The sequence below is a fragment of the Methanolobus sp. WCC4 genome, assembly GCF_038022665.1.
In the GTDB taxonomy this organism is placed as follows: Archaea; Halobacteriota; Methanosarcinia; order Methanosarcinales; family Methanosarcinaceae; genus Methanolobus.
Window position 1 is genome coordinate 2,651,067 of the sequence record NZ_CP150629.1, and the last position, 15,380, is coordinate 2,666,446.

The 15,380-nt window shown below is 44.8% G+C and carries 14 protein-coding genes; 11 read left to right on the plus strand and 3 right to left on the minus strand.

The features are described 5' to 3' along the window. Positions 1–185 precede the first annotated feature (185 nt). From V7O63_RS12535 to truD, 5 genes are all read left to right on the plus strand, one after another. Complete coding sequence (locus tag V7O63_RS12535) at positions 186–893, plus strand: DUF434 domain-containing protein (RefSeq protein ID WP_340818883.1); 708 nt, start codon at positions 186–188, stop codon at positions 891–893. A 197-nt stretch (positions 894–1,090) separates the two neighbouring features. After that, positions 1,091–1,999: a tetrahydromethanopterin:alpha-L-glutamate ligase gene (mptN, locus tag V7O63_RS12540; protein ID WP_340818884.1), complete on the plus strand. Its 909-nt coding sequence runs from the start codon at positions 1,091–1,093 to the stop codon at positions 1,997–1,999. Positions 2,000–2,019: 20 nt separating this feature from the next. Further along, on the plus strand, positions 2,020–2,367 hold the full coding sequence (pth2, locus tag V7O63_RS12545; RefSeq protein WP_340818885.1) for a peptidyl-tRNA hydrolase Pth2: 348 nt from the start codon (positions 2,020–2,022) through the stop codon (positions 2,365–2,367). 38 nt (positions 2,368–2,405) lie between these two features. Beyond that, positions 2,406–3,584 (plus strand): transglutaminase family protein, encoded by a 1,179-nt coding sequence (locus V7O63_RS12550; RefSeq protein ID WP_340818886.1) that lies wholly within the window; start codon positions 2,406–2,408, stop codon positions 3,582–3,584. Positions 3,585–3,598: 14 nt separating this feature from the next. Then, on the plus strand, positions 3,599–4,912 hold the full coding sequence (gene truD / locus V7O63_RS12555) for a tRNA pseudouridine(13) synthase TruD (RefSeq protein WP_340818887.1): 1,314 nt from the start codon (positions 3,599–3,601) through the stop codon (positions 4,910–4,912). 187 nt (positions 4,913–5,099) lie between these two features. On the opposite strand, the gene pyrG is transcribed toward truD, so the two are convergent. From pyrG to V7O63_RS12570, 3 genes are read right to left on the minus strand one after another with little or no spacing between them, the layout of a single operon-like run. Beyond that, complete coding sequence (pyrG, locus tag V7O63_RS12560) at positions 5,100–6,680, minus strand: CTP synthase (glutamine hydrolyzing) (RefSeq protein WP_340818888.1); 1,581 nt, start codon at positions 6,678–6,680, stop codon at positions 5,100–5,102. Between the two features lie 20 nt (positions 6,681–6,700). Further along, positions 6,701–7,408 carry a hypothetical protein gene (locus V7O63_RS12565; RefSeq protein WP_340818889.1) on the minus strand — a complete coding sequence of 236 codons (708 nt, stop codon included), beginning with the start codon at positions 7,406–7,408 and terminating at the stop codon, positions 6,701–6,703. Positions 7,409–7,426: 18 nt separating this feature from the next. Further along, entirely contained in the window at positions 7,427–7,609 is a 183-nt protein-coding gene (locus V7O63_RS12570; RefSeq protein ID WP_340818890.1) for a methytransferase partner Trm112, read from the minus strand. 151 nt (positions 7,610–7,760) lie between these two features. Here V7O63_RS12570 and V7O63_RS12575 point away from each other — a divergent pair, with 151 nt between their 5' ends. The 6 genes from V7O63_RS12575 to pilM all read left to right on the plus strand — a co-directional run bounded on the left by V7O63_RS12575 (position 7,761) and on the right by pilM (position 15,372). Continuing rightward, on the plus strand, positions 7,761–8,699 hold the full coding sequence (locus tag V7O63_RS12575) for a nucleoside recognition protein (protein ID WP_340818891.1): 939 nt from the start codon (positions 7,761–7,763) through the stop codon (positions 8,697–8,699). A gap of 338 nt (positions 8,700–9,037) precedes the next feature. Continuing rightward, positions 9,038–9,394, plus strand: a complete 357-nt coding sequence (locus V7O63_RS12580; protein WP_340818892.1) for a response regulator — start codon at positions 9,038–9,040, stop codon at positions 9,392–9,394. 1 nt (position 9,395) lies between these two features. Further along, complete coding sequence (locus V7O63_RS12585) at positions 9,396–10,490, plus strand: chemotaxis response regulator protein-glutamate methylesterase (protein WP_340818893.1); 1,095 nt, start codon at positions 9,396–9,398, stop codon at positions 10,488–10,490. Positions 10,491–10,559: 69 nt separating this feature from the next. Next, positions 10,560–12,617 carry a chemotaxis protein CheA gene (locus V7O63_RS12590; RefSeq protein ID WP_340818894.1) on the plus strand — a complete coding sequence of 686 codons (2,058 nt, stop codon included), beginning with the start codon at positions 10,560–10,562 and terminating at the stop codon, positions 12,615–12,617. A 15-nt stretch (positions 12,618–12,632) separates the two neighbouring features. After that, on the plus strand, positions 12,633–13,250 hold the full coding sequence (locus V7O63_RS12595; RefSeq protein ID WP_340818895.1) for a chemotaxis protein CheC: 618 nt from the start codon (positions 12,633–12,635) through the stop codon (positions 13,248–13,250). Between the two features lies 1 nt (position 13,251). After that, positions 13,252–15,372 carry a pilus assembly protein PilM gene (gene pilM, locus V7O63_RS12600; RefSeq protein WP_340818896.1) on the plus strand — a complete coding sequence of 707 codons (2,121 nt, stop codon included), beginning with the start codon at positions 13,252–13,254 and terminating at the stop codon, positions 15,370–15,372. Positions 15,373–15,380 lie beyond the last annotated feature (8 nt).

Genomic DNA, 15,380 nt, shown 5'->3' on the forward strand with positions numbered 1-15,380 from the left:
TCGTTAATTGCCCGGTATTCAAATATGAATGGTCAGAGACGTATATCTCCTGCTTAGAAACAGTATAATATTAAAGCTATATAAATAAGACCTAAGACCCGGCCATAAACATATATTACCACGTTGACCGCATGTGACCCATACATATAATTCTTCAAAGATACAGAAATAGAACCAGATAACCGATGACCGAAAAGAATGCCCCCGCAAAAGATGAACTTCGGGAAGGTATGAAAGAAGCAGCAGCAGCAGCAGATCTCCGCTATCTGCTTGAGAGAGGATACCGAAGGGATAGCTCCATTCGCTTTGTCGGGGACCACTACGGAATTGGCAGGAATGACAGATACATACTTGCAAGAACTGTGTTTTCAGACGGGACAGCCAGAGAACGTAAGAAGAAGATGGTCCAGTGTGACCAGCTTCAAAACAGATCGGTCCTTGTGGACGGATACAATGTGCTCATTACATTGGAGAGCCTGCTCAGAGGAGAAAGAGTATGGCTTGCAGATGATTCCTTCTTAAGGGATATCCGGGGGGTTTTCAGGAACCATTCGAATGACAGGTTCACAACCGAGGCAGTGGAGGAAATGCTCTCATTCTTTGTAATGTCGGAAGTAGGAACAGCATGTATACTTCTTGACAGCCAGATGAAACACAGCGGTGATCTGGCATCTTTCATCAGAAAGAGAATGCATGAACTCTCGATAACAGGTGATGCAAAAACATCAAAACATGTGGACCATGACCTGAAAAACTGTGATGGTTCATATATCGTAGCCACTGCAGATGGGATAATTATCGATTCTGTCGGAAAGGTCATTGATATCCCCGGATGCATATACAGGAATAAGGCCTCTGTAAAAATCCCCTATATTAGTACAAACCACAGATGAACACAGATAAACGCAGATTCAAATTATCGATATCTGCGTGACCTGCTGAACGAAAGTTCAGCAGGCATCCAACTCCGAAGGAGATGGATGTATCTGTGTTTATCTGCGGTTATTAGTGTAGCTCATCAACAAGTAGGATTTCTACAGAGCCGGAATAAGCAACAAATCTAATAATACTGAATACTTTAAGTGCTCACATGAAAAAGCTGGGAATCGTTGTAACCGATCCTGATGATTGGACTGCAAATGCATTGATACAGGAAGCCAGAAAAAGAGGTTTTGAAACATGCTGCCCAAACCTTGGAAAACTGGAAACCTCTATCATGAAGGAGACCGAGCATACTGCAGATGATGTGAACCTCTCTGAACTTGATGCCATAATCATAAGGGATATGGGACCTGGTAAGAACGATGCCCACATATTCCGTTTCGATGTACTTCAGGAACTTGAGGAAAGCGGAAAGATAATGATCAATCCTCCGGTTGCGATCCAGAATGCCGCCAACAAGTTCCGTGCAAGCTGTCTGATAGCAAAGGAAGGGATTCCCACACCTGATACATTTATCACACAGGATACCGAAACAGCCCTGAAGTTCATAGAGGAGAGGAACGATGTTGTCCTCAAACCGGTTTTCGGGTACAAGGGAATTGGCATCAAGCGCATAAAGGACAATGTTGTCCTTGGCCCTGACGGAAACCGGGAAGGAACAGATGCCTGTGACCTTGTATCATCTTATATAGAAGAAAAAGGAATTGTTTATATACAGGAATTCATCGAGAATCCCGGCCAGGATATCAGGGCATTCGTGGTCAACGGAAAGGTCACAGGTGCTATCTATCGAAAAGCACCGGATGGATGGTGGCTGAACAATCTCAGTCAGGGAGGCACTCCGCAGGAATGTAAGCTTTCCACAGAACAGGAGAATATGTGCCTGAAAGCTGCAAAGGCTATCAATGCCGTATATGCCGGAGTAGACCTCATTGAGAACGAAGAAGGATGCTATGTCCTTGAAGTGAATGCAACACCTTCAGGAGCAGGCATCTACAGGTCCCTGAACATAAACGTTGCAGAACATATATTGGATACTATTGAGAACAGGCTATGAAATGCCTAAAAGGAAGAAAAATGAGCGAATATAAACAATGTATTGTCATCAGGGATGATCTGAAACTATCCAAAGGCAAACTGGCCGTACAGGTGGCACATGCTGCCGTTTCTGCTTCGGAGTGGGCTGACCGTAACACCCTGGACAAATGGAAAGAAGGTGGACAGAAGAAAGTAGTTCTCAGAGTTCCCACATTGAAGGACCTTTTCGCACTGAAGGAAGTGGCAAGGAGAGAAGGACTTCCAACTGCACTCATACAGGATGCAGGACGCACGGAGATAGCACCCGGAACAGTTACTGTACTTGGTATCGGACCTGCGAAGGAAGAGGAACTTGACAGAGTTACGGGAGACCTGAAGCTTCTTTAAGGGACTTTCCTGTGCCTGCAGGTTTTTCGGTGGTTACAATGAAAAAGGATACAAAAACGAACTTGCTGATGTATGCAATAATTTGTGTGGCATTGACAGGAGCTATACTGTCATCCGGATGCCTCTCAGAACCGATGAGCAAGGTGGGGGATATCTTCAGTCCCTCTTCCGGGAACCTTTTCCAGAAAGATGATCACTATATACTGGATACAGCCGACCTCACCATTCCTGTTGTCACGACCGATCAGATAGATAAATATGAGGATATGCCTGACGAGCTTTCAGACAGGTCCCCTGGTTTTGAACTTTCGAGTTACTACAAATACATGCAATTCTATGAAGGAAGCGAGAGTGTTGTCAGTGTAAACGTTAAGAACACTGGAGATAACTCCGTCTTCGTATACCAGTTCGGCTTAAAGCTGACATCTGAAAATGAACTTATAGCACAGGATACTGGTGTGACCATAGAGCCGGGTGAAGAAAAGAATATCGGCATCATAGCACTTGATGTTCCCAAAAATGTAGAGGAAATAGAACTTGAGCTGCAGTTGTCAATGCTGGCACAGACAAAAACAGACAGATGGCATGATTACAAAGAACAGTACTTTGAGGAGATAACTATAGACGTTTCCGAAGCCCAGGCCATGCAGGAACCAGAATACACATCCAACCCCGAGAACCTGTTCACGCAGATCAATGAGATGATAGACCCTTCTGATGTAGGTGTCCGTACCATGGCTGCTGCCTCAGCAAAGAAATATCCCGGACAATACAACATATATCAGATATGTGCCCTTTTCGACGATACGAAAGAAGAGATACAATACATCAGCGACCCAAGAGGCAAGGACCTGTGGTGCGCTCCGGGAGATACGATAACAGTAGGTGCAGGGGATTGTGATGATTATGCCATACTCCTCTCATCATTGATAGAGGCCATCGGAGGAACCTCAAGGGTCTACCTTACAGACACGCATGCCTTTACAGCAGTATACATAGGCAATGAAACGGAAGAGATAGCAAACGCAATTGGAGAATACTACGGCCCTGTACCGATATATTACACTACGGACCAGTACGGTTCATGGCTTATGCTGGACCCCACATCAAGCATATATGCAGGAGGACTTCCCGGAGGAACTGCTCCCACAGATGAGGGATGGACCTTCCTGGACACCACCACGGTCACAGTGATCGACATTGCACCCAAGGAATAACAGGATGATAACAGATGATACCACCGATCGAAAAGAAGATGGGAATTGACCTTTATAGTACAGACACCAGCGGAATAGGAGGTGTATTGAGACAGGTCCCTGAGGATTTCATTGTCAGGGAGATTACCAACCGCGAGGAAGGTGACAGCGGAAAACAGCTCATCCTTGAACTTACAAAGACCAACTGGGACATGCACCACCTCATCAGGGATATGTCCCGCAAACTTGGCATCAGCCAGAAGAGGATCGGTTTTGCCGGTACCAAGGACAAAAGGGCAAGGACCACCCAGAAGATCAGTATATACGACATCTCTAAGGAGGATATCGAGGGATTCTACCTTAAAGATGTTGAATTGAAGGTGATTGGAAGGTCAAAGAGGTCCATCGGACTTGGTGACCTCTATGGGAACGAGTTCATGATCACAATAAGGGACATAGATCTCAGTCAGGATGAACTGGAGAAAGAGCTCAAGAAGACCACAGACGAGATCGTTTCCTTCGGTGGTGTGCCTAACTTCTTCGGCATCCAGAGATTCGGGGCTATCAGACCTGTCACCCATTTGGTAGGTGAACAGCTCCTCAAAGGAGACTTTGAGAAAGCAGCCCTCACTTATATTGCACAGTCCTTCCCTGATGAGACAGATGATGTGAAGGAAGCAAGGGACTTTGTGATGGAGACCAGGGACTTTGTTGAAGGACTCAAGATATACCCTCTGCGTCTCAGGTATGAGAGAGCCATGATGCATTACCTCGTTGAGAATCCGGGTGATTTTGCCGGTTCTTTCGGTGTACTTTCAAATAACATAAGCCGGATGTTCATCCACGCCTACCAGTCATACATCTTCAACCGTATCATATGCAGGAGAATAGAGAAAGGACTCGCCCTTGATAAGGCATATCCTGGAGATATCATCTGCTTCAAGAACAAGGAAGGTCTTCCTGATGTCACAAAGATGCAGAAGGCAGACGAAGACAACGTTGCTGGCATGAACAATCTTCTCAAAAGAAGAAGGGCATTCATCACAGCACCACTTGTGGGATATGAGACAGAGTTCGCATCGGAACTCTCCGGTGAGATCGAGAAAGAGATGTTCGAAGAGACAGGGATGGAACAGGAAGATTTCAAGATCTCGCAGATATCAGACCTTTCATCAAAGGGTCTTCGCAGGGAGATATTACTCTACTGTGAACCCGTTTACGAGACGGGAGAGGATGAACTCAACCCCGGAAAGAGCAAAGTCACGCTGACATTCTCCCTTCCAAAGGGCAGTTATGCCACTACGGTACTCAGAGAGTACATGAAAACAGAACCTTTAAAAATGAGTTAGATGTCCGAAAATATTTCGGGCTTTTTGACTCTGTAGGGGAATCCTCAGTAATATTAAACCACAGATTAACGTAGATACACACAGATAGTGTTTGTTCGCATCTGTGTTGATCTGCGTGTATCTGCGGTTTTTGTAAAATGAGATAATTCTACAGAGCCGACTTTTTATTCTTATTTTAATTGATTATTTAGTCCAGCATTGACTGGATGAAGGCCTTGAAAGGTGGGGATGGCCTGCCCGGTCTGGACTTGAATTCCGGATGGAACTGGGATGCGAAGAAGAACTTCTTGCCGGGTATCTCAGCAATCTCCATCCTGTTCCTGTTCTTGCCGGAGAACACCATGCCACTTTCCTCTATCCTTTCAACGTAGTTAGGATTGACCTCATACCTGTGCCTGTGACGCTCTATTATCTGGGACTGACCGTATATCTCCTCTGCCAGTGAACCTTCCTTCAGGTCCGCATAGTAGTCACCAAGACGCATTGTCGCACCCATGTCAAGCACACCCTCCTGTTCAGGAAGGATATCGATAACAGGATAAGGTGTGTCCTCGTCGAACTCGGTACTGTTGGCATTCTCAAGACCTGCCACATTTCTGGCGAACTCTATAACGGAAAGCTGCATACCAAGACAGAGACCAAGATATGGGATGTCATTCTCCCTGGCAAACTGTATGGCTTTTATCTTACCCTCGGTACCCCTTTCACCAAAGCCTCCCGGAACAAGTATACCGTCATATTCCGAAAGTGATGAAATGGATGCAGGGTCATCCTCGAAGGATTCGGCATTGATCCAGCAAACATCATAATTCACACCGCATTCGATAGCGGCATGTTTAATGGAAGCACTGATACTCAGATAAGAATCCTCCAGGTGTGTGTATTTTCCCACTATACCTATCTTTACCTCACCTTTAAGGGAGTGCATCCTGTCGACCATCTTAGCCCAGGAATCATCTGAACCAGTAGCTGTCAGTTTGAGATGCTTCATCAGGAAATCGGTAAGTCCTTCCTTTTCCATCATCAAAGGTACATCATAAATATCCTTTGCATCATGGGCGCTGATGACAGCTTCTTCAGGTACATCACAGAAAAGGGATATCTTTGAGACAGTACTTTCAAGCAGAGGTTCAGGACATCTTGTTACTATAATATGGGGTTTCAGGCCAAGTTCCCTTAACTCTTTAACGGAATGCTGTGTTGGCTTAGTCTTCTGGTCACCCTGTGGGTCCATGGGTACAAGTGTAACATGGACAAAAGCCAGGTTCTCTGCCGGTTCTTCCCTGTACATCTGCCTTACAGCTTCAAGGAAAGGCATACTCTCGATATCACCAACAGTACCTCCTACCTCTATAAGACAGACATCTGCCCCGCTCTTAGCAGCCACCCTACGGATCCTGTCCTTTATCTCATTGGTTATGTGAGGAATGATCTGTACGGTCTTTCCGAGGTATTCACCCCTGCGTTCCTTGGAGATAACGGCCTCGTAGACCTTTCCTGTGGTCAGGTTGTGTTCTCTGGTAAGCTCTGTGTCAAGGAAACGCTCGTAGTTCCCAAGATCAAGGTCAACCTCACCTCCGTCCTTAAGTACGAATACCTCTCCATGCTGGAAAGGACTCATAGTACCCGCATCGATATTGATATAGGGATCGATCTTGATGGCTGTGACCTTGTATCCCTTGTTCTTGAGGTTACGCCCGATAGAGGCAGTGGTAATTCCTTTTCCTAGCCCACTCATTACGCCGCCGGTTACTATGATATATTTCATATTGATCATCTACACCTTGATTATTTTCTAATATTGGGAAGTCGTATTAACAGATAAAACATAAATGCTGTCAGTAATATCGAATAGAATACTGACTGATAGAATCCAAAGAACTGTGAAAGGTCAACTGACCTTATGGCAACAACAAGAACTGATAGTACCAGCAACAACAGGACCAGTCTTACTAGTATTCCCAAATGCGAACCAACCATTCCTGAGATAGAGTTTATCATCTCAGCCGAAAGTGCAGGAAGCTGAGCACTCCAGTGGTCCCTGTCATACATGCCGGTAGAGGATGGTTTTGATGGTTTGGAAGGCTTTGCTGCTTTAGATACCTGTGCAGGTTTGTACAACGATTCGTCAACATCCACCACAAAGTTCTTTTCATCTGGTCCCGGATAACCCAGATTCAGATTAAAAGCCTGTCTTTTGGAACCGTAACCAACGGTTATGAAGATCTGACCTTTGGTATATAGCCTGCCATCATAGGGTATCCTTGTTATCAGCGGGATATACTCCTCATGTCTGACATAAGGATTGTCCTCAAGGATCGTGATATTCTCCCTTAAAGGGTCACTCACAGATATATTTACATGGGTCGGTGCACCGTAGTTGATCATCACGATCTCAAAACTACGTTCCTCGCCGGGAGATAACGGTAACTCCACCGTATCCGTCTCGAACTCTATCGAATTAACTCCCAGTCTGTTAATATGCACCTGCTGCAATGGATTTCCTCACTTAGTTCATTCCCTGAGGTCAGGAGGAAGCATGTTTGGTATCCCATCCTCTATAGGGTAATATTCATTGCAGACAGAACAGTACAGGGTGCCCGAAATAACCTCATCCCCTTCCTCTTTCTCTATATTGAGGACAAGGTCCCCTTTGCATACAGGACATGCCAGAATATCCATAAGGTTCTTTTTCACTCGATCACCACCCTTCAATACGTTATCATCAATATAAGGTTTTTCTATCGCATGTCCAGTATAATAGTTCAGACAATGAAACTCGCAATGACAGACACTATCAACCAGATAAGAGATAATTTAATCTACTTCCAGACATGTACAATAACCCATGTTCTCGATCTTCCTTAAGGTGCTGGAGTTTGCCATTCCCATACTTATCATGATCTTTGTGGGACTTTTCGGCACAGGCATCCTTATCGAACTTGGATTCATGCAGAAGTTCGCAGGGCTTGTCAGGCCTATTTTCAAATACACCAACCTTCCTGACACATGTGCATCCTCTTTTCTTGTAGCATTGGGTTCTACTGTAGCTGCAAATGGTATGGTTGTCAACTTCAAGGAAAGCGGTTGTATCAATGAGAGGGAGACAATGCTCTGTGCATTGCTCAACAGCACTCCCGCCTATGTAAGGGAGATAATAACCTACCAGATACCCATAGTCCTTCCTGCACTCGGACCTGTTGTAGGTGGGTTCTATGTAATGGTGTTCATAATTACAGCGATCGTCAAGGTCAGTGCAGTGATACTTCTCAGCAGGATATTCCTGAAGAAGAACAGATGTATGTATGACGAGAATATCTCATCTAAGAAAGTGACACTGAGAGATGCAATCAAAGGCTCCATGAAGCGCAATCGCAGACTGTTCACAAAGATAGCTGTCATATACCTTTCAATGACAACACTGGTTTTCATACTCAGGGAAAAAGGAGCATTTGAGATATTCAGTGTCCTGCCACTTGCAGATCTCTTCGGGATCCCATCCGAGAGCATAGTGCCCCTTACCAGCTACGTTGCAAGTCCCATACTTGGCATCTCACTCCTGGGACCAATGATAAGCAACAATGGCATATCCAACTTGCAGGCAATGATAGTCCTTATGCTCGGAAGTATGTTCATGCTCCCCATGTTCAGCATTAGGACACTTTTGCCAAGATACATATCAATATTCGGAGCACGGGTCGGGATAAGGATCGTTGCTTTCTCTACAGGGATCAGCATACTCGTGAGGTTCTGCATATTGCTAATACTATTATCGATAGCACCCTGAAGTTGTACATAGTCCTGTAGTAATTAGTTGTTCTGTCAGCATGGAGTCCGGATACCCCTTTATTTACAGGGATATATGCTTGCATATATACTTTACCGGAACTTCCATATACAATTGATCAAATGTAAAATTTGCACATTATTTCTTAGACGTTTTACTCAAGAAAAAGTATAAGTGAATACATCAGGCCTTCACTATAAAGGCAAAAATCATATTGAACAATAAATTAATATAATATATTAGCCTCTATATAATAACATAGAGATAGAATACTCTTTCTATCTATTCGCTGTGCAAACTTTGCATATATTGTACCAAATATGGGAGATATGAATAAAATGGTAAAAGTAATGATCGTTGACGATGCTGCATTTATGCGCATGGTCATCAAGGATATTTTAACAAAAAATGGTCACGAAGTAGTTGCCGAATGTGTTGATGGTCTTGATGCCGTTAATCAGTATCCACAGGTAAAACCTGAGCTTGTCTTTATGGACATAGTCATGCCAAATATGGAAGGGATCGATGCTCTCAAGAAGATCATGGAAATGGACCCTGCTGCAAAAGTTGTCATGTGCTCATCCATAGGACAGCAGTCTGTTGTGACAGATGCCCTTAAAACAGGTGCCCTTGACTTCATAGTCAAACCGTTCGATGCAGCTAAGGTGCTGGAAGTAATCGGAAAAGTAGTCTGATATGACGATCAATGTACTTGTAGTCGATGACTCTGCGCTCATGCGTAAAGTAGTCTCTGACATCTTAACAGAAGATCCGGAGATGAAGGTTGTAGCTACTGCAAGGAATGGACAGGAAGCCGTAGAAAAGGTCGAGAAATTCAGGCCTGATGTTGTAACTCTTGACGTTGAGATGCCAGTTCTGGATGGATTGCATGCTCTTGGATATATTATGAGTGAGTGTCCAACCCCGGTAGTGATGTTAACAGCGATCGACTCCAGGTCAGCAGAAACTACATTGAATGCATTCGAGTATGGAGCGGTGGATTTCATACAGAAACCATCAGGAAATATAAGTTTGAACATCGCGGATATTGCTAAAGAGATCCGCATTAAAGTAAAAATGGCCTCTAAAGTGGACCTGAAGAAATTGGGGTTCATGGAAGAACACGTGAAGAGATCACGTGAAAATGAAGGGAAAAAAGTGCGTCCCACACAAAGAAAACAGGCTATCAAAAAGAACAGACACCATGCAAATGGCAAGATCATTGCTATTGCCTCTTCAACAGGCGGACCTCGTGCTCTTGAACAGGTCATACCTAAATTACCAGGAAACCTGAAAGTTCCTGTAGTGATCGTCCAGCACATGCCTGCAGGATTTACAGCATCACTTGCACAAAGACTTGATGGACAGTCCCAGATAACTGTGACCGAGGCAAAGGATGGAGATGTACTCCATGCAGGACATGCATACCTTGCTCCGGGGAACTATCACATGGAGATAGTATCCAGGGAGAAGGGAGGCGTTTTCCATGAAGTCATCAAACTCAATCAGAACCCAAAAGAACAGGGAGTTAGGCCCTGTGCCAACATATTGTTCAAGTCACTGGTACCTATCTATGGATCAAACATAGTAACTGCTGTTCTGACCGGTATGGGGACAGATGGGGCGGACGGAGTAGAGGATATCAAGAAAGCCGGTGGCAAAGCAATTGCAGAGGATGAAAGATCATGCGTGGTCTATGGCATGCCTAAGGCGATTGTGCAACGAGATCTTGCAGACAGTATCGTGCCACTGGAAAAAGTATCAATTGAGATACTCAGGATGCTGGAGTGATCCGGTGATCGAAATGTTCAGGGAAAAAAAGAAGATCATAATGATCCCAGGGTTGGTGTGACCATGGATATGTCAGAATACAAAGAAATATTTAAAGCAGAATCAGAAGAACATCTTCAACAACTTAATGATTCTTTACTGGGGCTTGAACAGAATCCCAATGATCTGGAATACATCAATACCATGTTCCGTTCAGCTCATACATTGAAGGGAATGTCAGCAACAATGGGTTTTAACACCATTGCAGAGCTGACCCATGAAATGGAGAATCTGATGGATATGGTGAGGAAATCACAGGTAGCTGTGAGCAACGGACTCATTGACATTCTTTTCGAGTGTCTCGACACGCTTGAAGCTCTTGTGGAAACAGTTGACAACAATGATCAACTGGACATCAGCACCCTTCAGGCTACGCTTGCAAAAGCAATGGAGGGAAACCTGCCTGCAAATAATGCAGCAGTGAATGTCACTGAAAACGTGAATAACATAGAGAATGATACTGGAGAAGAAACGATACCTGAAGAGGAAATATCTCCCGAGATAGGTATTGAACTATCAGATATTGAAAAACAGGCGATCCAATGCGCTGCTGCCGAAGGTAACAGGGTTGTTTCTTTAAAGGTCGTTCTTGATGATTCCTGCGTCCTCAAGTCAGCCAGGTCCACACTTGTACTTATCAACATCACAAAGATGGGAGAGATCATAAAGTGCGAGCCCAGCGAAGAAGAGCTGGAGGATGAGAAATTCGATCTTGATTTCACAGTTATATTTGCTACGAAGACCGGAGATGAAGAGATAGTTGCAACCCTGAAGAAGATATCCGAGATCAAAGATATCATTCCGACAACTATAGCTGATGAAAACTCCGCTTCTGAAGATGCAGAAGAAGATGCTGCTGAGAAAGAGACAGAGAGTAAGAATGACAATGAACCACAGCAGAAGAATGCTTCCACGGTTAAAAGATCGGACGCAGTAAAAAGCATACAGAGTGTCAGGGTCAATATTGAAAGACTTGATAATCTGATGAATCTCGTGGGAGAACTTATCATTAACAAGATCAGGCTGAACCAGCTTGCTTCCGATCTTAATGCCAAGGATCTCGATGAATCACTTGCAAACCTTGACCGTCTTACAAATGAGATACAGACCGAGGTCATGGAATCAAGGATGGTCCCTATAGACCAGATATTCAGCAGATTCCCGAGAATGGTAAGGGATCTGGCCAAATCCGAAGGGAAGCAGATCAATCTGATCATTGAAGGAAAAGAGATCGAACTTGACAGAACGGTCCTCGATGAGATAGGAGACCCGCTCGTCCACCTGCTTCGTAATGCGGTCGATCACGGTATTGAACCTGAGGAAGAGCGTAAGAAGCTTGGAAAACCTGTTGCAGGTCTTGTCAGACTGGCTGCCTCACGTCAGAGGAACAGTGTCCTTATTGAAGTAGAAGATGACGGAAAGGGAATGGAACCCGGACATCTGAGAGATGTGGCTGTCAAGAAAGGGATTATGACCAGGGAGGAAGTGGACAAGCTCTCTGATACAGATGCCCTTAACATTATTTTCATGCCTGGATTCAGCGGGGCCAAAGTGGTCACTGACGTATCCGGAAGAGGCGTGGGAATGGACGCTGTCAAGACAAAGATAGAAGCCCTTGGCGGAACTGTGAAGATTACTTCAGTACCCGGACAGGGTAGTATCATGAGATTACAGCTTCCTTTGACAGTAGCTATCATCCAGTCCCTGATGGTCACTGTTTCCGATGAGACATATGCCATTCCACTTGGTAATGTTATCCGCGATGTAGGGATCAAGGCCAGTGACATAAAAAGCATAGAAGGAAAAGAAGTGATCATGCTGAGAGGCGAGGTGTTGCCACTCCTCAGACTGCATGATGTACTTGACTGTCCGGCCGAACAGGAAGACAAAGAGAACCTGATAGTTGTTGTTGTCGAAAAGATGGGAAACAACATAGGATTTGTTGTTGACGACCTTCTTGGACAGCAGGAAGTAATAATCAAAACACTTGACAATAAAATTTTGAAGAATACCAGGGGATTTGCAGGTGCAACCATTCTGGGAGATGGTAGTGTCGCACTTATCCTGGACATTGCTACATTGATCTAAAAATGAGGGAATAACATGGCAGAAATGGACGAAATGACAAAGGGAGCATTTCAGGAAGCAGGAAATATTGGAATGGGCCATCTGGCCACCTCACTTTCAAAAATGGTGAACAGGGACGTTAAGATCGACATCCCTACTGTTGAAATGATGAGTCTGGAAGAGATAATCACAAAGAGTAATGAAGAAGGCAGGAACAAGAGCGTCGTAGGTATACATCTGCATATGACAGGTGATGTTACCGGTGGGACCCTTATACTGCTTCCTAAATTCTCAGCACTTTCATTTTCAGACCTGCTTATGAAAAAATCCATAGGCTCTACAAACAAGATAGAAGAACCACAGATAAGAAAACTTCGTGAGATGGGACTTAACCTCTGTAGTTCCTACATGCGTGTTGTAAATGAGTTCTTAGGAATAAACCTCAAGATAGGTGACCCGAACATCGAGGTGAACCTGGAAGGAGTAGGTGACTTCATTAGGCAGGAGATCGGTGACCTTGCTGATGAGTTCATAGTTGTGAAAGGAGAATGCCTGATACCTTCCACAAATTCAAAGAATGAATTCAACATGCTCTTCGAACCAGGTGCATCAGACATTATCATGGCAGCTGTTATGAAAAAGATGATGGGATAAGATGAGTGGTTCCCATTTTGCGCTGGATATCGGAACAAGGACCGTTGTTGGGCTCATTACAGATCAAGAGCACCTGAACATCAGGGCTGCCTGCATACACGAACATGGCGAGAGAAGTATGCAGGACGGCCAGATACATGATGTTGACAAGGTAGCGAAAGTAGTGAGTGAGGTCAGGAAGGATCTGGAAGGGCAAATAGGACACGAACTCTCAAATGCATCTGTCGCCGTTGCCGGCAGAGCATTAAAGACATCAAAAATAAGACTTTCTCTGGAGATCCCCTACAGGGAGATCACAAAACAGGATATCTCCGAGCTTGAGTTCGAAGCTGTTGCAAGAGCAGGGAATGAACTGGGAGCTGATGAAGGGTTCAACTGTGTGGGATACTCTGTTGTCAGTTACGAGCTTGACGGGCAGAGGATATCCAACATAATAGGACAGAAGGGCAATTCCATTTCCGTGGAAGTACTGGCAACTTTTCTACCCGAGGCTGTGATCAATAGTATGTTCGCTGTCCTTGATAGGTGCGGACTTGAAGCCTCCAGTGTGACACTGGAACCGATCGCTGCATTGAATGTGGCCATACCGGCAGATATGCGCAAGCTCAACATTGCACTTGTGGATATCGGGGCTGGTACATCAGACATTGCAATTACGGATAATGGAACTGTCATCGGCTATGGAATGGTGCCGGAGGCAGGGGATGAGATCACGGACTTCATCTGTGACAGGTATCTTGTGGATTTTAAAAAGGGAGAGATGATCAAAAGATCCCTTACTACGCAGGAGACAATTGAACTGGAGGACATCTTTGGAGTGGTCACGGAAGTTCCTGTTAGCCAGGTAATCTCTGACATCGAGGAAGAGGTAGACAAACTGGCGCTACATATCGTTGAAGAGATAAAGAAGCTCAATAACAGAACTCCCAGAGCTGTAGTGCTCGTTGGAGGAGGGTCACAGACAGCAGGACTGAAAGAGCACATATCCAGACATCTGGAACTACCGATACAAAGGATAGGATCCCGTCTTCCAAAACAGGTGGAGGACTTTTCAGATAGCACCGGTATGATCAACGGTGCGGACATGATAACGCCCATGGGAATAGCAAGTATGGGCATCAGGAAAGAAGGGATGGAATTCATCGATGTTACTGTGAATGGTTCCGATGTGCATCTTCTGGATGTCAACGGGGCATCCATTATGGATGCACTTGTTGCTGCAAAGATCAAACGCCTCTACCCGCGCCCGGGAATGGCACTTAGTTTTAATGTTAATTCAGAATTCATCACCGTTGAAGGTGAGATGGGAGAACACGCGATGATCACCATCGATGGGGAGAAAGCAACCCTTGGAGACCATATTCACAAGGGAGCTGCAATAGACTTCACAGCACCGGTAGATGGTAAGGATGCGCATGTGAAGATAAAAGACCTCATCGAAAGGATCGGGATCAGGAACGATATCAGGATCACGGTCAATGGAGAGGGAAGAGAACAAGATCCTTTTGTCACGATAAATGACAAAAAAGCATCTATTAACGATAATGTTCCTGACAGGGCACAGGTAGTGATAAGAACTGCCAGTTTACAGGACATCCTTGAACAGGAATTCGACACTGCAGAAGCAGAGATGATCACGATCACGATCAATAACCGTATACAGTATTTTGACAGCACAAAGTTCGTTGTAAAACTTAACGATGAGGTGATCGACCCCTCCATGCTCGCAGATACACTAATCGAGGATGAAGATAGGATAGATATCAAAAAGGCCGAGTTCGAATACAGGCTGGAAGATATCCTTTCAAAACCCGAAGATGGCAGAAAGATAACCGTGGTCCTGAACGGCGAGGAAGTCATCTTCGATGGTTCCATGCCGTCTATCAGCCTTAACGGGAAGAGAACGGACCTTTCTGCGAAGGTGAAGGATGGCGACAATGTCAGCTTCAAGAATGGAGATGAAGCGGACCCCATTCTTTCTGATCTTTTTGAATTTATGGATATTAAAAAGGAAGAACTTGTTGGCAAGAGGATGAGACTCCTTGTGAACAATGTTCCGGCCAGGTTCACAACCCCACTGAGAGATGGAAACAATGTGACTATAGAATTTGTAGAGGGATAAAAATGCTT

What these genes read in the sequence shown, in the direction of transcription:
- V7O63_RS12535 (WP_340818883.1), top strand. Translation starts at nt 186, where the DNA reads ATGACCGAAAAGAATGCCCCCGCAAAAGATGAACTTCGGGAAGGTATG.
- mptN (WP_340818884.1), top strand. Translation starts at nt 1,091, where the DNA reads ATGAAAAAGCTGGGAATCGTTGTAACCGATCCTGATGATTGGACTGCA.
- pth2 (WP_340818885.1), top strand. Translation starts at nt 2,020, where the DNA reads ATGAGCGAATATAAACAATGTATTGTCATCAGGGATGATCTGAAACTA.
- V7O63_RS12550 (WP_340818886.1), top strand. Translation starts at nt 2,406, where the DNA reads ATGAAAAAGGATACAAAAACGAACTTGCTGATGTATGCAATAATTTGT.
- truD (WP_340818887.1), top strand. Translation starts at nt 3,599, where the DNA reads ATGATACCACCGATCGAAAAGAAGATGGGAATTGACCTTTATAGTACA.
- pyrG (WP_340818888.1), bottom strand. Translation starts at nt 6,680, where the DNA reads ATGAAATATATCATAGTAACCGGCGGCGTAATGAGTGGGCTAGGAAAA.
- V7O63_RS12575 (WP_340818891.1), top strand. Translation starts at nt 7,761, where the DNA reads ATGTTCTCGATCTTCCTTAAGGTGCTGGAGTTTGCCATTCCCATACTT.
- V7O63_RS12580 (WP_340818892.1), top strand. Translation starts at nt 9,038, where the DNA reads ATGGTAAAAGTAATGATCGTTGACGATGCTGCATTTATGCGCATGGTC.
- V7O63_RS12585 (WP_340818893.1), top strand. Translation starts at nt 9,396, where the DNA reads ATGACGATCAATGTACTTGTAGTCGATGACTCTGCGCTCATGCGTAAA.
- V7O63_RS12590 (WP_340818894.1), top strand. Translation starts at nt 10,560, where the DNA reads ATGTCAGAATACAAAGAAATATTTAAAGCAGAATCAGAAGAACATCTT.
- V7O63_RS12595 (WP_340818895.1), top strand. Translation starts at nt 12,633, where the DNA reads ATGGCAGAAATGGACGAAATGACAAAGGGAGCATTTCAGGAAGCAGGA.
- pilM (WP_340818896.1), top strand. Translation starts at nt 13,252, where the DNA reads ATGAGTGGTTCCCATTTTGCGCTGGATATCGGAACAAGGACCGTTGTT.